15 protein-coding genes and 2 pseudogenes are annotated in these 26880 nt (G+C 60.2%); 11 read left to right on the plus strand and 6 right to left on the minus strand.

What is annotated here, in order from left to right; translation table 11 throughout:
- Positions 1 to 1635 precede the first annotated feature (1635 nt).
- The 3 genes and pseudogenes from BRA1253DRAFT_RS01255 to BRA1253DRAFT_RS01265 form a co-directional block, all read left to right on the plus strand.
- Positions 1636 to 2568 (plus strand): LysR family transcriptional regulator, encoded by a 933-nt coding sequence (locus BRA1253DRAFT_RS01255; RefSeq protein ID WP_009859387.1) that lies wholly within the window; start codon positions 1636 to 1638, stop codon positions 2566 to 2568.
- Between the two features lie 443 nt (positions 2569 to 3011).
- Complete coding sequence (gene hemF, locus BRA1253DRAFT_RS01260; RefSeq protein ID WP_009859388.1) at positions 3012 to 3899, plus strand: oxygen-dependent coproporphyrinogen oxidase; 888 nt, start codon at positions 3012 to 3014, stop codon at positions 3897 to 3899.
- Positions 3896 to 4264 (plus strand): annotated as a pseudogene (locus BRA1253DRAFT_RS01265) (HAD family hydrolase); the annotation flags it as partial. The gene hemF and the pseudogene BRA1253DRAFT_RS01265, both read left to right, overlap by 4 nt.
- A 482-nt stretch (positions 4265 to 4746) precedes the next feature.
- Here the strand turns inward: BRA1253DRAFT_RS01265 and BRA1253DRAFT_RS01275 are convergent.
- A complete protein-coding gene (locus BRA1253DRAFT_RS01275) occupies positions 4747 to 5796 on the minus strand; it encodes a cyclopropane-fatty-acyl-phospholipid synthase family protein (RefSeq protein ID WP_009859390.1) in 1050 nt (349 codons plus the stop codon).
- A 1892-nt stretch (positions 5797 to 7688) separates the two neighbouring features.
- Between BRA1253DRAFT_RS01275 and BRA1253DRAFT_RS01290 the strand changes: the two are divergent.
- The 3 genes and pseudogenes from BRA1253DRAFT_RS01290 to BRA1253DRAFT_RS01305 form a co-directional block, all read left to right on the plus strand.
- Positions 7689 to 8136, plus strand: a pseudogene (locus BRA1253DRAFT_RS01290) (DUF3788 domain-containing protein); the annotation flags it as partial.
- Between the two features lie 666 nt (positions 8137 to 8802).
- Positions 8803 to 9258: a (2Fe-2S)-binding protein gene (locus BRA1253DRAFT_RS01300; RefSeq protein ID WP_009859391.1), complete on the plus strand. Its 456-nt coding sequence runs from the start codon at positions 8803 to 8805 to the stop codon at positions 9256 to 9258.
- Positions 9259 to 9261: 3 nt separating this feature from the next.
- Entirely contained in the window at positions 9262 to 11454 is a 2193-nt protein-coding gene (locus BRA1253DRAFT_RS01305; protein ID WP_009859392.1) for a xanthine dehydrogenase family protein molybdopterin-binding subunit, read from the plus strand.
- A 250-nt stretch (positions 11455 to 11704) separates the two neighbouring features.
- On the opposite strand, the gene BRA1253DRAFT_RS01310 is transcribed toward BRA1253DRAFT_RS01305, so the two are convergent.
- The 4 genes from BRA1253DRAFT_RS01310 to BRA1253DRAFT_RS01325 all read right to left on the minus strand — a co-directional run bounded on the left by BRA1253DRAFT_RS01310 (position 11705) and on the right by BRA1253DRAFT_RS01325 (position 18071).
- Positions 11705 to 12727 carry a hypothetical protein gene (locus BRA1253DRAFT_RS01310; protein WP_009859393.1) on the minus strand — a complete coding sequence of 341 codons (1023 nt, stop codon included), beginning with the start codon at positions 12725 to 12727 and terminating at the stop codon, positions 11705 to 11707.
- A 234-nt stretch (positions 12728 to 12961) separates the two neighbouring features.
- Positions 12962 to 13363, minus strand: a complete 402-nt coding sequence (locus tag BRA1253DRAFT_RS01315) for a hypothetical protein (RefSeq protein WP_009859394.1) — start codon at positions 13361 to 13363, stop codon at positions 12962 to 12964.
- A gap of 296 nt (positions 13364 to 13659) precedes the next feature.
- Positions 13660 to 16833, minus strand: coding sequence for an efflux RND transporter permease subunit (locus tag BRA1253DRAFT_RS01320; RefSeq protein WP_009859395.1), 3174 nt, complete (start codon positions 16831 to 16833; stop codon positions 13660 to 13662).
- A complete protein-coding gene (locus tag BRA1253DRAFT_RS01325) occupies positions 16830 to 18071 on the minus strand; it encodes an efflux RND transporter periplasmic adaptor subunit (protein ID WP_009859396.1) in 1242 nt (413 codons plus the stop codon). The genes BRA1253DRAFT_RS01320 and BRA1253DRAFT_RS01325 overlap by 4 nt, the downstream gene beginning before the upstream one ends.
- A 743-nt stretch (positions 18072 to 18814) precedes the next feature.
- Between BRA1253DRAFT_RS01325 and BRA1253DRAFT_RS40950 the strand changes: the two genes are divergently transcribed.
- The 5 genes from BRA1253DRAFT_RS40950 (at position 18815) to BRA1253DRAFT_RS43270 (ending at position 23003) form a co-directional block, all read left to right on the plus strand.
- Complete coding sequence (locus tag BRA1253DRAFT_RS40950; RefSeq protein ID WP_157158507.1) at positions 18815 to 19306, plus strand: OsmC family protein; 492 nt, start codon at positions 18815 to 18817, stop codon at positions 19304 to 19306.
- A 245-nt stretch (positions 19307 to 19551) separates the two neighbouring features.
- Complete coding sequence (locus BRA1253DRAFT_RS01335; protein WP_009859397.1) at positions 19552 to 20472, plus strand: NADP-dependent oxidoreductase; 921 nt, start codon at positions 19552 to 19554, stop codon at positions 20470 to 20472.
- A 188-nt stretch (positions 20473 to 20660) separates the two neighbouring features.
- Positions 20661 to 21278: a nitroreductase family protein gene (locus BRA1253DRAFT_RS01340; RefSeq protein WP_009859398.1), complete on the plus strand. Its 618-nt coding sequence runs from the start codon at positions 20661 to 20663 to the stop codon at positions 21276 to 21278.
- A gap of 34 nt (positions 21279 to 21312) precedes the next feature.
- The gene (locus tag BRA1253DRAFT_RS01345) at positions 21313 to 21858 is read left to right on the plus strand and encodes a carboxymuconolactone decarboxylase family protein (RefSeq protein WP_009859399.1); all 546 of its coding nucleotides are present in this window, start codon (positions 21313 to 21315) and stop codon (positions 21856 to 21858) included.
- Positions 21859 to 22631: 773 nt separating this feature from the next.
- Positions 22632 to 23003 (plus strand): hypothetical protein, encoded by a 372-nt coding sequence (locus BRA1253DRAFT_RS43270; protein WP_009859400.1) that lies wholly within the window; start codon positions 22632 to 22634, stop codon positions 23001 to 23003.
- A 623-nt stretch (positions 23004 to 23626) separates the two neighbouring features.
- On the opposite strand, the gene BRA1253DRAFT_RS01350 is transcribed toward BRA1253DRAFT_RS43270, so the two are convergent.
- A complete protein-coding gene (locus tag BRA1253DRAFT_RS01350) occupies positions 23627 to 24991 on the minus strand; it encodes an MFS transporter (protein WP_157158508.1) in 1365 nt (454 codons plus the stop codon).
- Positions 24992 to 26880 lie beyond the last annotated feature (1889 nt).

Here is a 26880-nt window from a genome sequence, read left to right on the forward strand (position 1 = left end):
CACAGCGCCATGATCCCTAACGGAAGAACTCTGGGCTCGCACGCACTGGAGTTCCGCCGGCGCAGCCAGCGCGCTATTCATCATTTAGGAGGTCGTCATGTTCGTGGCTTGTTCCTTGGAACGGCTCATGTCCATGTCGTTCCACGTTCAGCGCAGCTAAGGAACGACGAGTCTGAGCACTCGGATTGCGGCGACGTCGGGTTGGCCACGGCGTTGAGAGTGGTCGCCGGGGGCGCCTCAGAAATCGTCAAGCACCTCTCCGTGACATGCCCGAGATCGACAAAGCAGAGGCGAACTTCAAGATAAATGCCGATATTGTGTCGCCGCATGGGAGCGGTGATCGGAAGCATTGACGCGCTAACCTGACCACCGTCGCCGTTCCGGGCCTCGTGCGCACTCATTGCATTCGCTAGGTCCGGTCAACGCCGGAACAAGTTCGATTTGGCAAGCGAGGAGCGCAAGGTACGTTCCTTGATTATGAGTATCAGTGGCGTGTGTCGCACCTTAGCGAACCCGTTTTAACGGGCGGTCGCGCGGCCCGAACAGCGCGACCGTTACTCACCTCTATACTACGGCGGATTGTTCGAGCCAGTTGGGTCGAGCTGGTGTCCAGACCTCTGAGTTGTCGGCACGCAACGGACGTCGGCGCCATAAAATACGCGATCAACAAACCGCAAGAATGAGAACGCCGTAACAAGAACTGCGCTTCACGCAGTGATTAGCCCGTTATATCTGTAGTCCGCAAGAGCATCAGGCTTAGCGGCGACAAGGAGAACAATGATGCCGGCGATATTCACAGCGACTAGTTGCGACGATGTGACCGTCACGTGCACCACGCGCTATGTCGACACTCACGGGCGAGGCTACCGCAACTTCAATCAACATGGGCAGAGCCATCGCCATAGACGGGATATCGGCGATGGTCGCTTTGCAACCGATCGGCAGATGGACACGACGCGTGCCGCGCAAGGCGCAAAGTCGATGCTCTGTCCGCGCGACTGGAGGTTTTTGGTGCCCGATGTGATCCGACCATTTGATCGGATCCGCCTTCAAAGGAGCTGTATATTTCTACGCTTAGCCGAACTGTAGTTCCCTATCGCAAGGATGGACGTTTCCCCGATGCCATTGCCCCTCCACGACACTCACTCTCTTCTGCTGTCAGGTCATCGAACCGGATGTGAAACGGCTTCCCGGTCGATGTGATGACAAGTGTGAGGAATGCGGAGAACCGACCCGATCCCACGACCATTTGTCCGGCCCCGGAAAGTGCAGTGGATAGGCTGTGCGTGCACGCTCCGAGTGACATATTCACACTTCAGCTGACCAAACAGGCGATGACGCCAATGACGGCGAATTCAAGGTCGTACCAGTACGTCGAGATCCGAGCGAGGCAATGCAACGTTCGTACGATTACGCGTCTTTGGGACGCTCAAAAGCGGATGGCGTGGTCCGCAACGTTAATTCAAAGCAGTGTCGGTGAGGAAACGTTCCGCAAGACGCGGGTCGAGATGCCGAGCCGGCACACAATACCTGTTTCCTGGGAGGCTCCGCGACAAACCGCTTTATCATCAGCCCTGCCCGCCCCGGCAACGAACTGGAATGGTCCGAACCACCTCAACCCTTTCGAGTATAAGTATGCAGCTGCAGTTTCATCAGGTGCGATATTTTTTAGCCCTGGCAAGGACGCTCAATTTTACGCGGGCTGCGGAGCAATGCAATGTGACTCAGCCGGCGCTGACAAAGGCGATACACAAGCTGGAGCAAGAACTCGGTGGCGCGTTGATCCACCGTGAACGTCACCTCACCCAGCTCACCGAGCTGGGCAACATGATTTTGCCAACGCTGGAGGAAATATTTGCCGCGACGGAGTCGGTACGACTTCAGGCGCGAGGCTATAAAAAGAAGACCATCGCTCCGCTGAAGATCGGGCTGGCGCCATCAATCTCCGCCGCACTCATTACGGAATTGCTCTTGGAGCTCGCCAGGATCATCCCTGATCTTCGAGTCGATCTGCGCGAGGCCGATGCCAACGGGCTCGTTGCGATGCTTTTGAATGGTAAGATCAATGCCGCACTCGTCGGCGACGCGGTGGAGGTACCTGAGCGCATCAACCGCTGGCGGCTCTTCGAGGAGCGGTATGTGCTCGTCTTGTCACGGAAACATCCGATGGCGAGTCACACAGTTATCCCGCTTCAAAACCTTCACGAGCTGGTTTTTCTCGAAAGGGTCGGGTGCGACGTCGCAGGCCGATTTAAGCAGACGTGTTTTGCCGACCATCCCGGCCCGACAGTTGTGCACAGGAGCGATCAGGAAAGGCACCTTCAGCAAATGGCATCCGCCGGTTTAGGGGCCATCCTGGCGCCAGACCATGCTCCCACGCTGCCGTCGCTCGCGGCTATCCCAATCGAGGGCGACCCTGTCCGGCGTGAGGTGCAGCTTTTGGCCGTGGCCGGGAGGCAGTATTCGCCGGCGCTCGACGCCTTTATCAAGGTTGCTCGTTTTCGCGACTGGACGAGTGCGCTGGGCAAAACGCGGGGCTCGACGGTCGCGTCCTCCGACGCGGCGTGAATACGGGGCCGGCTGCGAGGTGCGGCACATGAGCGAGTACCGCGAAACCGTGCGATTTAGGTGACGTTAAGGCCCAGAAGCACCCAGGTACGAGTTTGGGGAGCGCGTTGAGGGTTACGGATGTTCCGACAGAGCCAGATCAGGGCCAAGAACGCGAGTTCGTCGCGCGCGGGAATGAATGCCACAGCATCGTCCGCTCATCACCCCGATCCTGGAAAACCTATTGCGCTTCGGCGGCTACAGCATATCGGCAAGCTCACCCGCGTCAGCATTCACCGCCACACTTGCAACGAGAGCGCACCGATTACGGTCCGCAGGGATAGATCGCGTCGGGTGGGCAAAGCGCCGCGTGCCCACGATTCAAGACGCCGGTGAAGGATGGTGGGCACGGCGCGAGGGCGCCTTTGCCCACCCTACGGGTTGGTTCCTTCAGGATTTTGGATATGGACGTTTCAATCATTGACGATCGCAAAGCCCGCGCCCGCGCCTGGTTCGAATCCTTGCGGGACGGCATCTGCGCGAGCTTCGAGCGGCTGGAGGATGACGCGCCCCAAAGCCTCTATCCGGGCGAAGCCGGCCGCTTCGAACGCACGCCGTGGCGGCGCACCGACCACACCGGCGCGCCCGGCGGTGGCGGCGTGATGTCGATGATGTGCGGCCGCCTGTTCGAGAAGGTCGGCGTGCACTGCTCGACCGTTCACGGCGAATTCGCGCCCGAGTTTCGCGCGCAGATCCCTGGCGCGGCGGAGGATCCGCGGTTCTGGGCCTCCGGTATCTCGCTGATCGCTCACTTACGCAATCCGCAGGTGCCGGCCGTGCACATGAACACCCGCTTCGTAGTCACCACCAAGGCCTGGTTCGGCGGCGGCGCCGACCTCACTCCGGTGCTAGATCGCCGGCGCACCCAGGACGATGCCGACACCATCGCTTTCCACGCTGCGATGAAGGACGCCTGTACCGGCGCGAACGGCGTCGCCGATTACGACAAATACAAGAAATGGTGCGACGAGTATTTCTATCTGCCGCACCGGAAAGAGGCGCGCGGCGTCGGCGGCATTTTCTACGACTGGCACGACAGCGGTGATTGGGGCGCCGATCTCGCCTTCACCCACGACGTCGGCCACGCCTTCCTGAAGACCTATCCTGACATCGTGCGTCGCAATTTTGCGACGGCATGGACGGCCGAAGACCGCGAGGAGCAATTGATCCAGCGCGGACGCTATGTCGAGTTCAACCTGCTCTACGACCGCGGCACGATTTTCGGACTCAAGACCGGCGGCAATGTCGACTCGATCCTGTCGTCGCTGCCGCCGGAGGTGAAGTGGCCATGAGCGCGGGCAAGCGTCTCCCCCGCGCCATCCTGATCGACATGGACAACGGCATCCTGTCGGCCCACGGCCGGCCCGAGATCGCGTGGACCAATGCGGACGCCTCATGGCGACTGAAGCTTGCCGAAGCCCGGCATCTGACCGTCAAGGGCGGCTTTGCCGCGCTCGCGGCTGCGGGCCACCGCGCTCTGCCCGACGATCTCGCCATGAGCCCGGACGATCGCTTCACCAGCTATCGCGAAGAGGATATGTCCATCGGACCGGGCGGGCATGATGTGATCGACAGGCTGAAGGCGCTCGGCGTCAAGCTCGCGCTGGTGACCAAGGGCGCCGCGGACACGCAGCGCACTATGCTCCAGCGGTTTGAGTCTTAGCACCATACCAGCGATTATCTCCGCGCCTGGAGACAACATGCATCTCCTGAGATCGAATGGCGAAATCGAACAGACACGTCCGCCGTGGTGGTCATTTCTAAGCGAAGATCCTCATCATGAGGGTCGGCTCGCCCCTCGACCCCGACCGATCGCCGCGATTGTGGCCGACACCATCGATCCCTCGGCACGCGCTGGCCGGAGTGGTCACCGCTCACTGCTACGGCGCGGCAGGCGCAGTCAGTTCGCTTGTGTCATCGGTACCGGACCGCCGCCGACTGTCAGATAGCATTCGACTTCGGCGCGAAGGAGTTCGTTGACCTCGAGAAGGACGGCTTGGAGGGCGCCGGCGGGCCCGATCCGGTGTTTGATGTCGTCGGCGGCGACATCCAGATGCGGTCCGCAGGCGTATTCGTGCCGGAGGAACGCCGGTGACGATCGTCAGACCGGCGAGGCGCGGCCCTCTAAGACAGCGATTATCATGAAGCCGGTATTGATGCGCGGAGTTCGTGGTCAGTGTCGGAAACCCTAGCCACTCCTTCCGAACATATGAGTGTGGGAGTGTGCCTGGGTTTGGTGGCCAGCACCGTGTTGTACGGGTTACCGAACACAAATACCTTCGACGTGCGCCAAATGATTCGCTCCAGTTCCACGAATGTGCGCATCTTCAGCCGGTATTTCCACAACAGCATGTGTTGAATGAAGTTCCAGGTTACTCCCCACGCCAAGAATGGTAGGCGCCGATAGTGGATTGGACCGAAGCCAAGTCGGCGCATCTTGTAGACCAGAAGATTGGCGCCGACAAAATTGTAACGCCAATTTTCGAAGAAGGCGGTGACACTCAGGTAATCTTCGGTACGGCGACAATGATCCAGCGACCCCGGCGAATGGATCAGCAACCGTCCTCCCGGCTTGAGCATCCGCCAGCACCTAGCTAGCCACGCGTCCAGATCTTTGGTGTAGCCAATCGATTCTAGCGCATAGATGCCGTCAAAGTGTTCATTCGGGAGATCGAGGCTGTCGAAGTCGATGACTATCACCTGTCCACGTCCCCCAAGCCTCGCAAATTTGCGCCGGCAGATCTCCGCCTGGACAGAGGAATTGGTCACGCACACAACTTCGATATTGCTCCGTCTGGCGAGGTATTCCGCTGCCGCGCCGGAGCCGCATCCGAGATCGAGGAATCGCATCCCGTCTCTCGGCTTCAAAAGCGCATATTCGGCCTCGTAAGGGTGCGAAAATGCCAAGCGGGGGAACACACATGTGCTGTAGTTTGATTGTTCGTCGCGATACCTGCCGAACACGTCATCGTATGTGCGCGTTTCGTCGTCATGTTTCAGAAAATCGTTCGGCTTTGGTGTCCACTCGATCAGTTGGCGCTGCTCGAACTCATTTAGCTGGTGGCCGATTTTACTCGCGTCCTTCGGTCGGGTCACCAAAAGGAACAGTACGTAATGAAACAAGTTATATGCCACAAAGGACGCGACGATGACGCCCGCCACCAACTGAGACATTAAAGTGATATTCAAGGTGTGCTCCTGTGATAGCTGCAGAAGTTCTACGAACGGGCTGGAAATCACAGCAGTGCCGCATCATCTCAGAGGCAAATTTCCGGGTTGGGTCATTCGCGTCAGTCTGACCGTGAGCCGCCCCTGGCGCCCTTCTCCGGCAGCTGGTCGAGAGCGATTTGGAGCCAGGCCACCCAATTGCGATCACTCCGAGTTCTGAACCGGTCAACGCATTTCTTGGAGCAAAGGGGGGTTCGCCACGAGTAGTGCCGGACGAGACCAAACTTGCCGTCACAAACTGCGCATCGCGCGGCTCTGCCAGATCTAAGGCTCGGAGAGCAGTGGGGCATTGTGCCTTCCTTCTGGTACTTTCGATCGAGTGGAAAAAGCGGGCGGTGAAGTTGGGGGACTTCACCGCCCTTAGACCTTCCGCGGGAGGGGGCGTATTCCACCGGAAGGCGGGAGCGAGCTGTTTCGAGCGCCGCACCCTTTAACGCATGCAGCCTAGATAGTCGCGATCAGCGATTCAATTAGACCTAGGAAATCGTCGGGTATCCAAAGTCGCCATGGAACGATACGAAGGTTCATTGCGTTCGCCCTTAAAGCCGACCCAGTTCCGCAATGCCTCAAAGTAAACCGCTCGAGTGGTAGAGCATGAGAGCCGGCGGGGCGGCTAAGAGCATAGCGCAACGCAGCCTGCTCTCTCTTGAGTAGGGATTCGTAACCTTCTCCCTAGAGAGGAGCCGCCCATGACCAACGAGGCAGTGAGCCCGCTGCGTCGGCGTGCGCATGATCGATGAGATGACGATACGCAAGTGCGCGCCAAACACCCAACATGACCACCTTCAACTGGTCAGACAGTCGCAGCGTTCCTCAGATGGGCTTCAGCTCCGGCAACCTTCGAAGAGGTGCGCCGCTATCAGCTCCATCTGGGATCGAGCGCTCTCGGCGTCCCGATCGACCAGAGTATCTCGACCTTACGATTCTTCTTCAAGATCACCTTACGGCGTCACGATATCGTCGAACACACCCACTTCATCCAAGAGCCGCGCAGGCTGCCGGTGATGTGATGCACGATGTGAAGGCGGTCGAAGCCGTAGACACGCTTGATGGACCGGCCGTTGGTGCCAAATGCGCGAGTCGCCGGTGAACGATCGTTTCACGTGGGCCAGCGGCGGGCTTGTATTTGGGCCCCGGGCGGCATCGAGCAGCCGCGCCACTCCTCGACGCTCAGCTGCTGGTCGGCGCCGAATTGGCGGCTATCGTTCCGCGACCGCTGGCGCGTGGGCCCGAGCAAGCCCATGCGATCACGAACTATGAACTGCCTTACATCGCGAGGTCCTTGCAAGCTCGGCTGCTCTGGTACGAACACGCGCAGGACGAGCCGTCCCACGAATCGCCTTACGAGGTGCTCCGGGCGCGCCATCGAGGAACGCAGGCGCGCGCTAGCTAAGGATTGCGACTTCAACCCAAAGACCGGTGTGCAACCCATTGCGCAGCGATGGCGCGCGATATCGGAACCGCACGCTCGCCCTCGAAAGGCTGCGGCCTGCGATGCGCGCACACACTAATCGTGCGGGCTGGTGACCGTGCTGGCCCGGAAGCGCGCGGAATCGTTAGCGTGGTCGCATACTTATTCATGTTCTGCCCCGAAAGATCGTCACTGCAACGGACTAGCCCCAAATGTCAGTACAATCCTGTCCCCGAATAACGGACCGGACGTCCGTTTTCCGTGTCCGCAAGTCCACGCGCCCGATATCAGCTTTGACAGGCAACTCGCCTAGCCCCAATGGTGGAGAGGTCCGCGACAGAAGTTGCGAAATCTGGAAAGAAGGCCCACACATCCCTTCGTACAAGGTCAAGGTCGGCCGCCAAGCTTCGAATCGGTTCGTGAAAAATTGAAGGACACCGGCATGGAAAAGTCCCCCCAAATCGGCGACAGGATTACTGACAAATCAGCATCGCCCGATGATAGCACCGTTCGGGACTGGATCGGACCGGGCACGTTCAAGCATTGGGCCTCTCTGCAGAATTGGATTGAGAAAATTTACCCCGGGGTCTTCGCGCCGGAATGGCTCTATGGCGGCAAGAAGCGCGGCTGGTCCCTACGCTACAAGAAAACAAGGGCATTTTGTACCTTGCTGCCGGAATACAGGCGGTTTTCCGCCGTGGTGGTCTTGGGGGGCAGAACGAGATCGGTTTGAGGAGCGCCGTAATGCCTGGCGCTCGCAGTTGATCAAGCTTTACGATAAAGCCAAGACATACCCGGATGGTAAATTCCTGACAATTGCCATTTCATCCGCAGATGATCGGCATGATGTGACGGAGCTTTTGACTATGAAGCGCCCTCCACGCGCTCGCGCGCTTGAATGTCGCGGAAGTGTTAAGTCTAACGAGGAAAGACGCTGGATAGGTGTAAAGGAACTGGCTAGCAAGTTTCGGATATTGACCATTCGGCCGACGAACCTCGCGACGTCTCGTTGCAGATGCGTTATCGTGTGAAGAGTTGCTCGGGCACACCAACTACCGTCAATATGCTCGGCCAGGAGTGTGGTTACGATCTGCCCTATATGACCAGTGCTGTCAGCGCTAACGCGCGGTTTCTATGAACAAGATGTGGGTTCTGCTCGACCAGAGCGACGCATGCGCCGCGGACGGCGGGGCTAGTCATTGTTCCCCGATCACATCCGCAGCCCTTTGGCATCAGGTCTTCCGTAGGTTGATCGACCAAGTAGATGCTGACTCCAAACGACGTCACGCCGAGCGAACGCGAGAAGCGCTCGTTCTCCCTCAGGCTGTCATCCGGCAACAGGTCTAGGCGCGCGGCGACACCGAAGCGAACACTGGCTGCGTTAATCGTCTTCTTAGCTATCCGGTTGGCGGCATTCCCCGCTGGTATGAAAACTATACATGCCGGTTATTGGAAAGCGTCGTCCCTTGTTGCGATCAATGTGTGAGCTTTCGCGGATTTCATGAGTGCTGTTGATCGACTCATGGCTGACGCCCTAGGCGGATCAAGAGGCATTCATGGCTTTCACATTAAAGATCAACGGCTCACCCCATGAGATCGATGTCGACGGCGACATCCCCTTGCTATGGGTGCTGCGCGATGTGCTCGGCATGACCGGGACCAAGTTTGGTTGCGGCCGAGCATTGTGTGGCGCCTGCACGGTGCATATCGACGGCCGACCGGCCCGCTCCTGTCAGACGTCGGTCGATAGTATCGGCGACAGCGCGGTTACCACCATCGAGGCGGTTGGGCGCACGCCGCAAGGCGCCGCCTTGCAGAAGGCCTGGCTGGATCTGGAAGTAGTGCAGTGCGGCTACTGCCAATCCGGGCAGATCATGTCGGCGGCGGCATTGCTAAAAGAGACTCCTAAACCTAGCGATGCGGATATCGACTCGGCGATGTCGGGAAATGTCTGCCGTTGCGGTACCTACCAGCGCATCCGGGCCGCGATACAGCTAGCAGCGGGAGTGTGAAGCATGGATAACCACACCGAGGGTGAAAGCGCCATGTCCCGGCGCGCCTTTTTTCAGGGAACAGGTTTGCTGCTCGGTTTTGCTATGACCGGTGCACGCGCAGAGCCCGTGTTCGCAGCGCGTGCTTCGCAGGTAACGGAAAACGAGGTCACGGGCACTTTCGCGCCGAACGGATTTATACGGATTAATCCAACCGGCGTCGTCACCCTGATTATTCCGATGATCGAAATGGGACAGGGGGTTTACACGTCGCTCTCGATGCTTCTCGCTGAGGAACTGGAAGTGAAGCTTGACCAGATTCAGGTTCAGCATGCGCCGCCGAATGATGCTCTTTACGTCAACTCGATCATAGGCATTCAAAATACCGGTGGTTCCGCGTCTGTCCGTGCCTTCTGGACACCGCTTCGTCAGGCAGGGGCAGTGGGCCGTAGTCTGCTGATCGCGGCAGCGGCAAAGCGCTGGAATGTCGATCCGGCAACTTGCCGCGCTAGGGACGGCGTGGTGTTCGATGCATCAGGCTCGAAGGATCTGAGCTACGGCGAACTTGCGACCGCCGCGGCGAAATTGACTGTGCCGCCTGCAGCAAAAGTGAAATTGAAGGATCCGAATGAGTTCACCTTGATCGGCACGCGTGCCAAGCGTCTGGATTCAGCAATAAAAGTCGATGGGCGCGCGATCTACGGCATCGATGCGCGACTCCCGGGTATGAGGGTTGCGGCGGTTGCTATTGCGCCCGTGCTCGGCGGCAAGGCGAAAGCATTGGATGAGAAGGCCGCGCTGGCGGTAAAGGGCGTCCGGCAGGTGGTCAATATAGATGAAGCCGTTGCCGTGCTGGCGGACCACATGGGTGCGGCGAAGAAGGGGCTTGAGGCCGCCGCCGTCGCCTGGGACGACGGGCCGAACGGCAAGGTCAGCAGCGCCGATATCGTGAAGCAATTGGAGGAGGAATCCAAAAACCCGGGCGCGGTTGCTCGTAAGGTGGGTGATGTAGGGAAGGCAATTGCGGAGGCAGCGCAACGGGTTGACGCCATCTATCAGGTGCCTTTCCTGGCGCATGCGGCGATGGAGCCGATGAACTGTACCGTTCATCTGCAGAAGGATCGTTGCGATATTTGGGTCGGTACACAGGCGCCTACGATCACGCAGGCTCAGGTGGCCGAGCTCACCCGCCTGCCGATGGATGCGATCAAAATTCACAATCATCTGATTGGGGGTGGGTTTGGCCGAAGGCTGGAGGCCGATGGGACGATCCTCGCCGTCAAGATCGCCAAGCACGTCGACGGGCCGGTTAAGGTGATCTGGAGCCGCGAGGAAGACATCCAGCACGATATGTATCGGCCGTATTATCTCGATCGGTTATCGGCTGGACTTGATGCCGCCGGCAAGCCGGTTGCCTGGATGCATCGAATTGCCGGATCCTCAGTCATGGCTCGCTATTATCCTCCGTACTTCAAGGACGGACTGGATCCCGATGCCATAGAAGCGGCGGCCGAGCCGCCCTATGCGCTGCCAAATGTCCACGTCGACTTTGTCCGGGTCGAGCCACCAGGTGTCCGGACGTCTTGGTGGCGCGGAGTCGGACCAACTCACAACGTTTTTGTGGTCGAAAGCTTCATAGATGAACTTGCGCATGCCGCGAAGCAGGATCCTGTCGCTTATCGCAAGGGATTGCTTGGCCACAATCCGCGAGCACTTGCGGTTCTGTCGCTTGCCGCGGAAAAAGCGGAATGGGGAGCACCCCTCCCCGCGCGGCATGGCCGCGGGATTTCGGTGCAATTCGCATACGGAAGTTATACATCGCAGGTCGCCGAAGTCGAAGTGGCCGCGAATGGCTCTGTCAAAGTCAAGCGGATCGTCTGCGCGATTGACTGCGGCATGTACGTCAATCCAGACACGATCGAAGCACAGATTCAAGGTGGAACGCTTTTCGGTCTGACCGCCGCTCTCCATGGGTCAATCACGTTCAAAGATGGTCGGGTCGAGCAGAGCAACTTCGACAGTTATTTGCCGATGCGTATCGACGAGGTGCCGGTCGTGGACACGCACCTGGTTAAAAACGCGGAAGCTCCAGGTGGTGTCGGTGAAGCTGCGACAGCCATTGTCAGTGCTGCGGTGACCAATGCGATCTTCGCCGCGACCGGCAAGCGTCTGCGCAGCCTGCCGGTTGATACAAATTCGCTGAAATCGTCGTCTTAGTCCTTGCCCCATCATTCCGCGCGCGTCGCAGCGTGGACGGGTGACGGTGCGGTCTAACGCTCTTGCGCGTAACGACCATGAGAGTGGCCGCCTTCTCCGCTCGGAGAAAATCACCTCTCAGAAGGAGCCCGTCGGGCTGCAAATTCGATCCGATTCAAGCTGTCGCGTCGGCTTCCTAGTAGGCCAGCAACGGAAGTACAGGACAGTCCATTCAGGGTAATATTTCGGCTCCTTAGCCTGCCGCTGTTGCCTAGCTGATTCGAATGCCGCACATACCCGCGATGGTCGCTGCCGAGATCAAGGCGCTTATTGCGATGCCCGCGCCCCAAAGACGATTTGCAGCGAACCGATCGACGCCATGCGCGATCAGTACCATCCGTAATCCCGACGCAAGGTGACTTAGGACAAAAAACACGCCCAGCGCGTAGTGAGGCAAAAGGCGGATGTTCCATGCGTCGTGAATCAGCCCGCTCGGGGCGCCGATCGCGAAATTCCAATCTGTGGGTATGCCGAGAAACCCTCTTGCGTAGATGAATACCGAGTTCATGTGCCCAAGGATATACACCGAGAGGTAGGCCCCCGAGGCGACCTGAAATGTCCGATGGAAGCCCTGCGGGGCGGCACTCCAATGCCATGCCAGAAACAGCCCGGTGCCAATCTGGAAAAGCATCGCCACGACCAACAGCGGTTCACCCACGCCAGAGCGGTAGACAAGGCGGCCGATCTTCATGACGGCCGCATGTGCGTCGGGGCCGATCAAGCCAAACAGATGATTGGCTAGATGGAAAGCCACGTATAGGCACAAGACCCCCGCCGTTATTCCGTGGACAATGCGCCAGCGCCCCACGGTTGGCCCCGTTGCCGCGGCGCGATTGCCGGCGGTCTGTGGCCAAATGGCGATCGTAAGCCAAAGCGCGCACCACACGAGTTCGTCAGGGAATGGGCTATGAATCAGGACCTGAACGACGCCAAGAAAGACGAAGAGCGTTGGGGTCGCCACGCCGGCATAGGCGAGCCGCCGCGTCACGGGATCGGCGTCAGGCCGGCAAGCGAGCGCGAACGCGAGGAACGGCACGCCGAACGCCATGGCCAGAATCAAGGTCGCGCCGGCAATTGCGAATGGCGAGGACGTTGCGGCCTGCGTGACGACGACGGCATGAAAGGCCCGGAGTAGAAAAGGGTAGCAAACGGCCGCCGCTGCGGGAGTCAGCGCCAAATGGTCAAGGCGTGGCCCGAACGCGGCGCTTCGGTCCGGCGGCTGAGCAAACGCCATCTTGAGTCTCCTGAATATCAAGCGCGCGATGCGGCCGAACCGCCCGAAGGCTTGCAAAGTGCAAGCCCCCACCATCGGCGTTATGAAGAATGACCCCAGCCCAGGTTCCAAGCGTATCGCTCTCGGGAGAATCGCTAGGGCGGCTGTGAATACCACGCTCCGCGCGGGTTCGTGACGGACTGCCGCAGACCAACACCGGCAACATTTCGACTCTCAACCACGGAGCCGCCGCCTTCACGCCGCTGTGCGCCTGCCCAATCTCGAACGGACCGTGACCGGATCCTCAGGTGCGTTCAAGACCGACGTCGTGAACAGGACAGCGGCAGCGAGGATCCAATAATACCAGGCGTCGATCCCATCGAATTTGCAGGCAAAGGGTGCGATGACAAACACCACCCCGACTGCGCGATCCACCCAAAGGTGCAGCCAGTAGGGAATGATGCGGACGAACCCGGTGGGATGGTCGGTCAGGCCGGCCAAGAGCAGCGCGGCCACACCGACGACAGCCGAAAGCCACATTGCGAGCGGTCCGCTCTGGCCGAGGTTCAGCACGAACGGCATTGCAATTAACACGATCGCGACGGGATAATCGATGAGGTAGGCGTGGATAGACTTGGTGATGAAGCGGAATGACATCGGTGTCTCCTACGTGTTTCGTTGCTACAGTGGGTCCTTGCGACGCGGAGAGTGCATCGACCCAAGCGGACGACTCGGCGGTCCTCTGCTGGCGAGCGCTCGCTAAAACAGTCACGGGACAGCTCAGCTGAGGAACGGTAAGCCAGCACGCCAACCATTAGGAATGCCGGGTCGTTATCGTTTCCATTCCACTCGCCTGGTGCAATAGAAGCGGGTTAGTCGGCAGAAGTGAACGCATCCGCTCCTCGCATGCGCTGAAAAGTTGCAGCTTCGTCGCGGATTGGCGCCACTGCCTGTCACCCTGCCCCAGCCGCGGTTATCTGAGTCGGCTTGCCTTCGTTCTTTCCTTCCGCGAGGTTGCGGACCACCACATAGAAGATGGGTGTGAAGATCAGGCCGAACAGCGTAACACCTAGCATGCCGAAAAAGACCGCAACCCCGACCGCCTGGCGCATCTCCGAGCCGGAACCGGTTGACACCACGAGCGGCAGCACGCCTAGGATGAAGGCGAACGAGGTCATCAGGATCGGCCGCAGGCGGAGCCGGCAGGCCTCGATCACCGCCTCCAGCCGCGGCTTGCCCTCGAGCTCGATATCACGCGCGAACTCGACGATCAGGATCGCGTTCTTGGCGGCCAGGCCCACCAGCACCACAAAGCCGATCTGTGTCAGGATGTTGACGTCCTGGCCCAGGATACGCACACCGATCGTCGCGGCAAACAGGCACATCGGCACGATCAGGATCACCGCAAACGGCAACGTCCAGCTGCCATATTGCGCGGCGAGCACGAGATAGACGAACAGCACGCAGATCGGGAACACATAGAGACCGGCATTGCCGCCCGTCACTTGTTGATAGGATAGATCGGTCCATTCGAGGGAAAAACCGCTCGGCAACGTTTCGTCGGCGACCTTCTGGATGGTGTCGAGCGCGGTCGTCGAGCTCACACCTGGCGCGGGCTCACCTTGTACCTCGGACGCTGAGTATAGATTGTACCGCGCGACACGGTCGGGCCCGGAAATGTCCTTGAAGTCCACGATGCTACCGAGCATCACCATGTCGCCGACAGCGTTGCGGGTGCGCAGCCGCGCAAGATCGCTGGTCTCCTTCCGGAACGGCAGGTCGGCCTGCGCCGTGACGTGGTAGGTCCGCCCGAACAGGTTAAAGTCGTTGACATAGGTCGAGCCAAAGTACGTTTCAATCGTGTCGGTGATGCTGGCGATGGGCACGCCGAGCTTCTGCGCCTTTACGCGATCGACATCGACGAACAGCTGCGGTGTGTTCGCCGAATAAGGCGAGAACACGGAGGTCAGCTTTGGCGACTTCTGCGCGGCTCTGACGAGTTCGTTGGTCGCAGCCGCGAGCAGTTCGGGACCGCGCCCTTGTCGATCCTGGATGCGGATAGCGAAGCCGCCGCCGGTGCCAATGCCCGGCACCGCGGGCGGTGGAATGACGATGATGAAAGCGCCCTGGAGCGTCGACAGCCGCTTGCGCAGATCGGCCGTGATTGCAATCGCCGTCAACCCCTTCTTCTGCCGTGCCTCCGGCTCGTCGAACACCGGGAACAACGCCGCGGCGTTGCCGGCCTGCGTGCGAGTTGCGCCGGAAAAGCCGCTGAACGCCGCGACCCGGACGACACCCGGCGTATCCAGTGCAATCCGCTCGATCTCGCGCACGATCGCAGCGGTTCGCGCAAGCGACGCGGCGCCCGGCAACTGCACCGAGATGATGAGGTAACCGCGATCCTGCGCAGGGATAAAGCCCTGCGAGGTGGTCGCGAGCAGCCAGCCGGCGCTGCCGATCAACGCGACATAGAGCAACAGCATCGGCGCGGAATGCCGGATCCCCAGGAATGCCACAGCCGCATAGCCATTCGACAGCCAATCGAACACACGGTTGAAGACACCAGTGAAGGCCGACCAGCCGCGCGCGATTAGGTTCCAACGCGCAGCCGACCGCTTCTCCTCATGCGGGACCAGGATCTGCGAGGCTAGCGCGGGTGAGAGCGTCAGGGAGCAGAAGCAGGAGATCGCGGTTGCGACCGCGATGGTGACAGCGAACTGCTGGAAGAACTGCCCGGAGATGCCACCGAGGAAAGCTGTCGGCACGAACACCGCGCAGAGCACCAGTGCGATCGAAACCAGTGCGCCGCCGACCTCCCCCATGGTCTTAAGCGCCGCCTCGCGCCGGCTCATACGATTCCGGAGATGTCGCTCGACATTCTCGACCACCACGATCGCGTCATCGACCACGATGCCAACGGCGAGTACAAGCCCGAACAGCGTCAGATTGTTGATTGAGAATCCGAGCGCGGCCATTACCGCGAAGGTACCTACCAGAGACACCGGGATCGCGATAATCGGGATGATCGCAGGTCGCCAGCCCTGCAGGAATACCAGCACCACGATGACGACGAGCGCCATCGCCTCGTAGACCGTCTTGATCAGCTCGTGTACCGACTGGGCGATGAATTCGGTGGGGTTGTAGCCAATATTGTAGTCGAGCCCCTTCGGGAACCTCTCCTTCAGCTTTACCATAGTCGTAGAGATTGCCTTCGCCGTGGCAAGCGCGTTCGATCCGGGCCGTTGGGTCACTACCATTGCAACCGCCGGCTTGCGCAGGATGCGGCTGCTGGTGGCATAGGAGAGCGCACCGAGTTCGACGCGGGCAATGTCGCGCAGCCGCACCGTGCGGCCGTCCGAGCCGGCCTTCACCACGATGTCCTCGAACTGCCTGATGTCCTTGAGGCGGCCGGTGAAGACGAGATTTGGCTGGAACGCGCGATCGGCGATCGGCGGCTCCGCGATCTGGCCGCCAGCGATCTGCAGGTTCTGCGCCCGAATCGCCGCCATTACTTCGGTCGAGGTCAGGCCGAGATTGGCGATCCTCTCCGAGTCGAGCCACAGCCGCATCGAGTAGTCGCGCGCACCGAACATCTGAATGTCACCGACGCCGTCGAGCCGCAACAGCTGGTCGCGGACCTGCAGCAGCGTGTAATTTGAGATGTAGAGCTGGTCGAAACTCTCGTCGGGGGACAGCATGAACACGACCATCAGGATGTCGGGCGAGTTCTTGCGGGTGACGACGCCGTTGCGCTGGACTTCCTCCGGCAAACGGGGCTGCGCGATTGCGACCCGGTTCTGCACCAGCACCTGGGCCTTGTCGAGATCGGTGCCGAGCTTGAAGGTGACGGTAATCGTGAGCTGACCATTAGAGGTCGCCTGGCTGTAGAGATAGAGCATGTCCTCGACCCCGTTGATCTCCTGCTCGATTGGAGCAGCAACGGTGTCGGAAACGGTCTGCGCCGAGGCGCCAGGATATTGCGTGGTCACAGTGACGGTCGGTGGCACTGCTTGCGGATATTCCGACACCGGCAGCGTCTGATAGGCGATCGTGCCGACGATCAGAAGCACGATCGACAGCACCATCGCGAGGATAGGCTGGTTGATGGAAAGTCTTCCGAGATTCATGGCGTGGCACCTGGCGGAGTCTTGTCGCCCCCCAGCGTTTGCGACATGATTGGCGTCACCTTGGCGCCGACGCGGGCGCGCTGAATGCCGTTGATGATGACGTGGTCCTCCGGGTTCAGGCCCTCGCGAATCACCCGCAGGCCGTCATCTAGAGGCCCGAGCACCACCGGCCTTGCCTCCACCCTATTGTCGTCCTTGACCACGAACACGATCTTTCGCGACTGGTCGGTTGCGACCGCGACGTCCGGAATCAGCAGCGCCTCATAGGGCGCGCTGCCGATCAGGCGAACGCGGCCGAACTGGCCGGGTAGGATCGAGAGATCTTTGTTGGGGATGATGGCGCGGCTGCGCAGCGTCGCGGTGGAGACGTCGAGCCGGTTGTCCAGGAAGTCCATCTTGCCCTCATGTGAGGGTTTCGTTTCGCCGGTCAACGACACCTGCACCGGGTTCGCGGTGTCGCGCGAACTCGGCCGCCTGCCTTGAAACCACAGTTTGCTGTTGCGTTGATAGGTCGGCTCGTCGACATCGAAATAAATGTAGATCGGATCGAGCGACACGATCGAGGTCAGCAGGGTCGCGCCGCTTTCGCTCCCCTGCACCAGATTGCCCGGGGTCACTAGATGACGGCTGACGCGGCCGGTGATCGGCGCCAGCACATGGGTGAATTCGACGTTGAGCTGGGCGGCCTTCAATGTACCCTCGGCCTGCGTCTCAGCCGCATGAGCCGCCTGCAACGCCTGACGGCGCTGGTCGACGACCTGCTGCGAGACCGCGCTAGTTTGAACCAGGGTCAGGCCACGGTCGAGTTCACGCTTCGCAAGCTCTTCCTTGGCCCGCGCGTCGTCGAGTTGACCCTGGGCTTGCAACGCGACCGCCTCAAACGGGCGTGGATCGATGATGTAAAGAAGATCGCCTGCATGAACGATCGCACCATCCGTGAACGCGACCCTGTCAATGAAGCCGCCGACGCGAGCGCGGACCTGAACCTCCTCGATCGCCTCGAACCGGCCGGTGAACTCATCCCAGTCGGTGACTGTTCGTTTCACCGGTTGCGCGACTGTCACCGACGGTGGCGGAGGCGCGGCCGCCTGCGATTGCGCCTTGTCTTGGCAGCCAACGAGCGCCAACGCAAGCAGCAGAACGATCGGCGCGCCGCTGCACCGAAGGCGACGAAACGAACTACACACGGGAGGTTCCGCCGCCGCTAAGGACGGAGGTCGCAGTGTCAGCGTGCCCATGGAGCGAGGATTTCGAATACATCGTTGCTTAGCATGTCGACCCACTCTCAAAGATTCCCATGTTGGTCCGGGTGCCGAACCTCGAAACCGTAAATATCCCTCGACGATACTTTGGAGAGTGACCTTGCAACGTCGGCGACTGAAATCACCTCTTGCTATGGAGTTGATAAACGGCCGTTATTGCCGCTCGACCCGCGAGCACGACGCCTAGCGAGGGACCTCAGAAGCCGCACCGCACTCGAGGGCGCCGCGTTACTCTGCTTCCAGGCCGCGTGCAGTCATCGGGTATCGATGCCGCCGCGAAGTCGCGTCAAGGGCTCCGAGCAAAGCTCGTACGACGGGCTTCGTTGCGTCCTCCTGAGACTTAACTGGCGCAACCATCACTGAAGAAGGTCACGCATCGTTTGAGGACCGAGTGTGGAAAGCGGTGTGCTCGTCCACGTTCTGGGACTTCGGCTGACTGGAACTTAATGCATTCTTCGTGACCGGACGGACCCTAGGCCCGCCACGCGCATTGATGCAGTTGTTCACCCGGACGTCGATACGCTCGACGGAGCATTCCTGGCGATTATGGAAATGATAACTTTACCTGAAGGACCTTCGGACTTACCTGCTGAACGCGCTCGCTTGCGTGGACGCAAGGCTGGGATCTCCCACCACAGCTAACATCTATTCCTGCGGTCACTGGCGGACAAGCTCGTCGAAGTCGATGGATCAATCATTCGAAGGATCGGGACCTAATCGTGACCAAGATTCGCGAAGTTGTTGTCGCAACCGACCCCACCAATCATAGCGCGCTGATTTGCCATGTCGGCGAATCTCGGTTTGCTGTCGGCGGCCCAGATGGCATCGGCCACAATTCTTGTGGACCCAATCCTTACGACCTTCTCAGCGCGTCTCTTGCCGCATGCAGTGCTATGAGCGTTCGTTTCCAGGCTCAGCGCCAGAAACTACCGCTGGAGCGCGTGAAGGTGGGTGTCAGCTTCCATCACGGCTCCCGAGGCAAAAAGGATTCGTTCGAGCGCACCGTGGTGCTTGAAGGAGACCTCGACGCGCAGCAGCGCACATTCTTGCTGGAAGCCGCAAACCTCTGTCCCGTAGGCCAAATTCTCGGTTCTGGTGCGGATATTACCACACGTCTGGACGTTACAACCTCCGGCCACCTAGAAAGCCCTCAGGCCAGCTACGAGGATGACGTGGCTCTGCTCCCGATTCCGAATATTACTCCGGATTGACCGTCTCTCGTGCCGTCGATCACAGCACCGGGGCATCGCAGTCTGTCATACCCGCAGGGTCTTCAATTCGCGGCGCGCGATGCCCCGCGGGGCATTCGCTCCGCCGACGCGCTCTGGGCTTTCGCGTCCATGGCATCGATTGCATAGCCACCCGTCATTAGACCATCGATTTTTCACGACCGTACTTTTGCTCGTCAGCAAGAGAACTTGAAAATGACGACACACCACACACAGGGAGGCCGATGATGAAGGCAATTGTCGTAACGGACCAGGCGGCGGGAACTGCGGGTATGAGGCTCGTGGATCGGCCCCAGCCGCGAGCGGCGATCAACGACGTCATCGTTCAAGTTCATGCGTCGGGATTCGTCCCGACTGAGCTGGAGTGGCCCTCTACATGGACCGACCGCCTCGATCGTGACCGAACACCGTCGATTCCCGGACACGAGCTGGCCGGAGTGGTCGCCGCCCTCGGCTATGGCACAACGGGGTTGTCGGTTGGACAGCGGGTGTTCGGCCTCGCCGACTGGTATCGCGATGGCACCCTGGCGGAGTATGTAGCAATGGAGGCGCGCAACCTCGCCCCGCTCCCGGGTGACGTCGACTTCATAGTAGGCGCGAGTCTGCCAATCTCGGGCCTCACGGCGTGGCAGGGGCTCTTTGTGCACGGCCGCCTTCAGGCAGGGCTGAGCGTTCTCGTGCACGGCGCGGCCGGCGCAGTCGGATCAATCGTGACACAGCTCGCACGAGAGGTCGGCGCTTACGTCATCGGCACCGGGCGTGGCGCTCATCGTCAGAAGGCGCTCGACTTCGGCGCGAATGAGTTCGTTAGCCTCGACAACGACGTCCTGGAAGACGTCGGCGGAGTCGATCTGGTGTTCGACGTAATCGGTGGCGACATCGGGAAGCGTTCCGCCCGCCTGATCCGAGCCGGAGGAACGCTGGTGTCCATCGTCGGGCCGAGCGAGGCGTCGCGCGCTGCCGACGCCTTGGCGGTCGACTTCGTCGTCGAATCCGATCGTGCCCAACTGACTGAAATCGTCCAGCGGGTGCGGGACGGGCGACTGCGGACGAACATCGGCACCGTCTCGATCCTCGATGACGCCGTCGCCGCTTTCAATCCGACCGAGCGCATCGACGGGAAGACGATCATCCGCACTCGCCCCTGAACGACGTGCGCCTTCGATGCACGTGGCCGGGCGCGTCCTATCGGAAGAGCCGGAGCAACGTGGGAAACTACCGAGCGGGCTCCGTAGCATTTCCAGTAAAAGGAGCAAAAGCCCTCATTATCTCAGCCTATTCCCGCACGCAGAACAACAACTTGACCAACGGAATCACTATGACCAGCAGAAGAACTATGACCAATGAGGTCATCGAATGCATCCTGAGCCGCCGGGCCACGAAGTACTACGACCCTGCCGCCACGTTGAGCGACGACCAAATCCGCGAGTTGGTTCGAATCGGGACCACCGCGCCGACATCCTTCCACTTGCAGAACTGGCGCTTCATCGCGGTGCGCACGCCGGAAGCCAAGGCTCGCCTCAGTCCGATCGCTTGGAGCCAGCCCGCGATCACCGAGGCGGCTGTTACTTTCATCATCTGCGGCCAGTTGGCCGACTCTAGCGTAGTACCCGACCGTCTGGCACCGCTGGTAAAAGAGGGCATCATGCCGGCAAAGATGGTGCCGGAATGGGAGATCCCCGCACGGGACCTGTACATGGAATACCCGCAGCGCCAGCGCGACGAGGCCGTACGCACCGGCACCTTCGGCGCGGCGGCGATGATTTATGCGGCCCGCTCGCTAGGCCTGGGTTCGACCCCGATGATCGGTTTCGATGCGGAAGCAGTGCACCGCGAGTTCGCGCTTACGAAGGATGAAGTACCGGTCATGCTGTTGTCCGTAGGGGCCGAGCGTCCGGGAAACTGGCCACAGAAGCCGCGGCGGCCTTTGGCTGAAGTGTTGAATCTGGTCTGATTATTAGTGAAGCCACCGAAATACAGAGAACATGATGCCCAGGATTGCAGCTCTAAAGCCGGAACAAGTGCCACCCGAATCGAAACCGACCCTCGACATGTTCACCAAGAACATCGGGTTCACGCCGAACATGATGGCGACTTTCGCGGCAAGCCCGATCGCGTTCAACGCATGGGCCGCCCTGCTCGGCTCCTTGAGCAAGTCGCTCGACGTGAAGACGCGTGACAGCATCGGTCTCGCTGTGTCCGAAGTGAATGGCTGCGACTATTGCCTGACGGTTCATAGTTTTACGGCCGATCATATGGCCAAGCTGCCGGCCAATGAAATAATTCTCGCTCGGATGGGTCACGCCAGCGACCCGAAGCGGGACGCCGGGATCCAGTTCGCGCGCAAAGTCGCCGAGACCCGCGGCAAGATCAGCGACGCCGATCTGAAGACCGTCCGCAATGCCGGCTACACGGATGCGAATGTCATTGAGATCGTCGCGCTCGTGGCCATGTACTCCCTGACGAACTTTTTCAACAATGTGTTCGATCCCGAGAAGGACTTTCCCGCCGTTGCGCCGGCTGGCTCGGTCTAAACTCCATCCGGTCGTATCGAACACCTCCGAGAGTGCTCGGAGCGTTCATGTGATGCGAACGCAACACCACTGCCCGGATGCGCCCAGGAAAAATGGTGGGAGCGCCTCCGGGCGTTTTGGTACGTGCCGACGAGGAGTTTACGAAAAGCCAGAACGGCGATTGTCACTATGAGGGACAGCTTGGCAAGTGCGAAGGAACACAGGATCGGCGCGATACCGAGAAGAGGCCGGGCTCGCTCATAGGATCGGAATTGTTATCAGCTCGAAGCCTTAGCGAAACGGCAAACTGGCACTCGCGACATGAAGCGAAGGAACGATAGCAGAATCGGAGAAGACCGTTGATGTGAAACAGTACGTCTCGTCCGCCTCCCTCAATAGGCAATATCTTAGGCCGAGCAAGATGGGCGTAACCCTCAACAGCGGCACAAAAGCGGAAAACGCGGGAGGTGGCCGAAGGGCCGAGTGCGACGTAACGTCCGGGTCTGCTCGGATCGAGTGGTGGGTCGGGGACCTAGCTCCGTGCTACCGCTAGACCTGGGTATGAAAGAACAGCTTCATTGTTAACCGCGTCACCGCAATATGCAGAGTTAAAAATGGGACTCGATCGCGGCAATGGAAGTATTTGCAGACGCAGTCGTTGAGAGTCCTCGTTCGGGCATCATGCGGCGCGGCGGCAATAATGATCGTCTATCGACTCTATGGCCAGAGGTGATTTCCCTCGCCGGCCTTGCAACGTCATTCTTGCCGGGGGGTAGAACGAACAGGAGCTACTCATGAAGATTCAAGTCCGCAGCCTCGCGATTGCCCTCGCGATTGCTGTACCTCTTGCAGTGACCGCCACCGCCCAGTCGTCTGCTGCGCCGATTAATGGTACGTCGATTAGAGCGGCGGGACCGGCCCTGACGATGGACGTGCGCTATCAGGCGCGGCGGGGTCATCCTGATCCTTCGTACTCGGGCTATCCGACCGATGATGCGAACTGGGGTTATCCCGCCTATAGTTCGTATTGGGGCGATCCAATCTATAATTCATATTATCGAGCCTACGGCTACGGATATTACAGGTCAGGTTGTGCGCCCGGACCGCGCGTCGGCGCCTTTGCGACAGCCCCCTGGGCCGACTTGCCGACTTGTCCGCCGTATTGACAAAGTCCTCTGCGCTCCCGAGGGTTTGCGCCTGCATGTAAGGAAGTCGGCGCCGACCTCCGGACGATCCACGATCAGATCACCGCCGTCGATGACACCCCAAGGATTGGCGATGATATTGGAGCTATCCTACCATTACTGTCCGAGCTTCTCTTAGGGTCCGGCTGGCCACGCTCGTCGTGACCCCAAAGCTTGGCGGCGTGCGGCTCCTCACGCCGCCGCTGGCCAACATGTATTTGAAAGAGTTTAGCGTCCCTCGGTCATCCAGATGACTAACTAGGAAGGCAACTGCCACCCCTCTATGATCGTTCAGCATTCCCCCTGAGGATGCGATGGCGTGAGTGCATCTGCCCGTCAACGCACCGATCTTCTTGAAATCCAGCAGACCTTCCGGCCGAGGCCTGCGGCTAACGAATCCGGTAATCAAGTCCGAGGATGGCGTTCACGGCGCCAGCGTCAAAGGCTCGCGGCGTCGCGAACATCGCGATAGTCCGGCTTCCGGGCAACTCGTGTTCCAGCGCCTGGTGCGTCTGAGCCTGGATCGAGACACTCCGCTCCGAATGGCTCGGCGAACTTGAGGGCATCTGGCAAGCCAATATCGAATCTAGTTGAATTCCATGGGTCTAGACGCCTCCCGAGCCGGCCGCTTTCGTGTCGGCCGGCATGGCGATTATTGCGGCTGTAAAAGCTCCGCAGATTGAGGTCCCAGCGGCTACGGCGAGACCGATCTCGTAGCCGGAGTCGAAAGACGCGGCACCGGCGGCTAATGCCGCACCGGCAAGCTGCGCAACCCGGCTCGCTGCATTGTTGATGCCGGAGGCGAGCCCTTCATCCGTCTGGTCAACGCTCGACATGACGGACGCGGTGAGCGGTGCCACGAGCACCGCGAAGGACAGGCCAAGCAGCGTCATGGGTACGATCACGCCGAGCATCAAAGATTCTTTCTGACCGAGCGCCAACCAGACATAGGCGAGCGCGGCACCTGCCGGTCCCGCGATAAGCATGGTCCGCGTGCCAATCTTGTCGGCCAACCCGCCGAAGACATTCGACAACAGCCCCACGCCGAGCGTGAAAGGCAGGAACGCCAGCCCGGCATCGGTCGACGACAGGGCGCGGCGGTCGACGAGGTCAAAAGGTAGAAGGAAGAACACGATCGAAATCCCCATATAGATCATCAGCGTCGCAACGTTCAGCCCGAGAAAGGTGCGGTTCTCCACCAGGCGGGGTGGCGTCATCGGATGCTCGCTTCTGCGCTCCCACAACGCGTAGACGGCGAACCCGAGAACGCCGAACCCGGCGACTATCGTGAGCACCGTCACGGATTGGGCTGGTGCGTTTGCAGCGGCCCGAGCTTGACTTGGTCCGATCTGGCTCAGCGCCCAGGTGAGTGTCCCGAGCGCTAAAGCAAGGATCGCTGCGCCAATCCCGTCGAACCGGCGCTGGATAAGGTCATCTCTGCCCGCGAAGACTAGCAGAACTCCCACTGCTACGAACGCGAGCGGCGGGTTGATCCAGAACACGGATGGCCAGCCAAAGGTCTCGGTCAGCCAGCCGCCCAGGACAGGACCTCCGGCGGTGGTGAGAGCGGATGCCGCTGCCCATGCGCCGATCGCCCGGTTCCGCTCTGCGCGCGGATAGGTTGCTCCGATCAGGGCGAGACTTGCAGGTGTGACGATCGCTGCGGCCGCTCCCTGCGCCACCCGGGCAGTGATCAGCCATGCGGGCGAAGGCGCCAACGCGCAAGCCGCGGACGCCAGAGCGAACAGGACGCAACCGAGGGTGAGCATGCGCGCCTTGCCATAAACATCCGCGAGCGCCCCGCCGATCAATGTCAGGGAGGCGAGCGCCAGCATATACCCGTTGAGAACCCATTGGACGGAGACGAGGTCAGCACCGAAATCGGCGCGCAATATCGGCAGCACGACGGGCAGCGCTGTCCCATCGATGAACGCCATCGACGACGCGAGCACACAGGCCGTGAGCACCATGCGTCGGCATGGAGCCGGCGCTTTCCGCCCGAACTCTCGAGGGCAGGGGTCTGGATCGATAACGCCGCAGCTGCGGCACTCTACATGTTTTTGCGCCATTCATTCACCTTCGCCATAGTTTGCCGCTGCTCCTCACTAGTTTTGCCGAAGGCTTGAGGTCGCGGGCCAGACCCAGACGGCCGAATAGACGGAGTCACGATCCGGCTCTGGGGATTGAGAACAAAGCTGGTTGCCTGGAGATAGAGGGATCGTCATTGGCGATGCTCCGGTGACTACGGAGACCACCGGCGCATCGGAGCCGTAGGCGATCATGAAGCTGAGCTTTTCAACAAGCGCCTCCGTGTTTTCCCGACCGTCCAACGATACTGCTTCGATTTGCCCCGGCCGCATTGTCCACCGTCGCAAAAAACTGCAGGCGGTTACACAGGATGGCGCCGACCCGCTCGCCTGATCGCTAAGCAAATGGATTTAGCCGCCACAGCGCATGCAAAAGCAAGAGAGACGTCGCTAGTCTGCAGCCTCAGTATCGCACTCCTCATTCCGGTATCTGGCGATCAAAGCGCCGGACGATCCTCCACTGCCTTTGCCGCAAATGCGGTCTCACACGATGGCGGTCGCCCAGCGGTGAGGGAAATCATCTCGCGGCATAGAGTTGATAGACCATGGTTATTGCGGTTCTGCGGGCAGCGTGCTGCAGCAACGGACTGCGCAACTCGCCTCGACCTAGAATGGATTGAGGAACGGCACCGTGCCATTCCCAGTTTCCATGCTATACGCATGTGCAATTGGCAATGTTCGTCCAGCGTTGGGATTGCAGCGCGGGCCGGAAGCGATAGCGGTTTAGGAAGAGTCTGCTTGAGGTTGCATTGATGCCGAGAGAGTGATTTGTCAAGGGATGCGGCGGCCCGGCTTCAAGCTGTTGGCCAATGAATTCGCGCCCGCGAAGCGCTCGACTTAAACCTGAAGGATTACGTCGTGAGCAGCGCGTCCCTGATGCCGGCCGACCACCGCCTGCCGCTCTTAAAAGCCTAGGCCGTCGGGCACAGCACAAACGTGCTCTCCGCATGCAGCGTGGGCAACTGCCTTATGTTCGTCAGGAGCGCCGTCATCATGGTCCCCTCGCGGCGATTGGCGGACATGGCCCTGTCGCCGTTCCAAGTGCACTGGCTGATGAACGCCGAACTGCGCGGACCGTCCTCGCGGGGCCGATCTCCACGCCTCGGCGCCACCGTGGTTGGCTCCGCGCCGGCTCATCGTCGGCCGGTCACTGCAAGGTTTGGGCGAAGGCTTGATCCTGCCTGACGGCCTTTCGGTGCACGAGCAGCGATTGCCCACTGACAAGAGAGTCCGTGCGGTAGGCATCTGGTCCGGCGCCACGGCTGTCGCTAGCGGCGTTGCGCCCGCGGTGGCCGGTGTGGCATGCGGCTGACCCGCTGGTTGCCTCGAGCAAGTTGCAGTTCACGCGATGTTTTCAGATCGACGATGGCGGCGCCCGGAGTAACTGACCGGTGACAAAAAGAGTGCGACTTTGGATCAACTGTGAACACGCGTTCAGAACGAGATTTGCTCAAAATCGATGGGATGGAAGGCCCCTGCCCCGCCGGTGCTACGTTCGCACGACTTAGCGTGGCAACCCGGGAGCGTTCGAGCGGAAGAGATTTCTACTCGAGCGCTGGTCTAACCGACCGCGCGGGGCGCCCTGGCGTCTGAAAGCTTTAGAGCGGGCGGCTGGAGATAATGAAAACGATAACGATCCGACATTTCTAACCTCGCGCGGACGGGAATACGCTCTTTATACGCCTTATCGATATTTGGTGGCAGCACGGGTCGCCCAGATCACAAGCCCCTATTTTCGATGTCCCGACAACTCGATCTAGCAGCCCAGCATG

Origin of the sequence: Bradyrhizobium sp. WSM1253 (assembly GCF_000244935.1) — a bacterium.
In the GTDB taxonomy this organism is placed as follows: domain Bacteria; phylum Pseudomonadota; class Alphaproteobacteria; order Rhizobiales; family Xanthobacteraceae; genus Bradyrhizobium; species Bradyrhizobium canariense.

Coding starts and splice junctions, on each gene's coding strand:
- BRA1253DRAFT_RS01255 (WP_009859387.1), top strand. CDS start 1,636: ATGCAGCTGCAGTTTCATCAGGTGCGATATTTTTTAGCCCTGGCAAGG.
- hemF (WP_009859388.1), top strand. CDS start 3,012: ATGGACGTTTCAATCATTGACGATCGCAAAGCCCGCGCCCGCGCCTGG.
- BRA1253DRAFT_RS01300 (WP_009859391.1), top strand. CDS start 8,803: ATGGCTTTCACATTAAAGATCAACGGCTCACCCCATGAGATCGATGTC.
- BRA1253DRAFT_RS01305 (WP_009859392.1), top strand. CDS start 9,262: ATGGATAACCACACCGAGGGTGAAAGCGCCATGTCCCGGCGCGCCTTT.
- BRA1253DRAFT_RS01310 (WP_009859393.1), bottom strand. CDS start 12,727: ATGGCGTTTGCTCAGCCGCCGGACCGAAGCGCCGCGTTCGGGCCACGC.
- BRA1253DRAFT_RS01315 (WP_009859394.1), bottom strand. CDS start 13,363: ATGTCATTCCGCTTCATCACCAAGTCTATCCACGCCTACCTCATCGAT.
- BRA1253DRAFT_RS01320 (WP_009859395.1), bottom strand. CDS start 16,833: ATGAATCTCGGAAGACTTTCCATCAACCAGCCTATCCTCGCGATGGTG.
- BRA1253DRAFT_RS01325 (WP_009859396.1), bottom strand. CDS start 18,071: ATGGGCACGCTGACACTGCGACCTCCGTCCTTAGCGGCGGCGGAACCT.
- BRA1253DRAFT_RS01335 (WP_009859397.1), top strand. CDS start 19,552: ATGAAGGCAATTGTCGTAACGGACCAGGCGGCGGGAACTGCGGGTATG.
- BRA1253DRAFT_RS01340 (WP_009859398.1), top strand. CDS start 20,661: ATGACCAATGAGGTCATCGAATGCATCCTGAGCCGCCGGGCCACGAAG.
- BRA1253DRAFT_RS01345 (WP_009859399.1), top strand. CDS start 21,313: ATGCCCAGGATTGCAGCTCTAAAGCCGGAACAAGTGCCACCCGAATCG.
- BRA1253DRAFT_RS43270 (WP_009859400.1), top strand. CDS start 22,632: ATGAAGATTCAAGTCCGCAGCCTCGCGATTGCCCTCGCGATTGCTGTA.
- BRA1253DRAFT_RS01350 (WP_157158508.1), bottom strand. CDS start 24,991: ATGGTGCTCACGGCCTGTGTGCTCGCGTCGTCGATGGCGTTCATCGAT.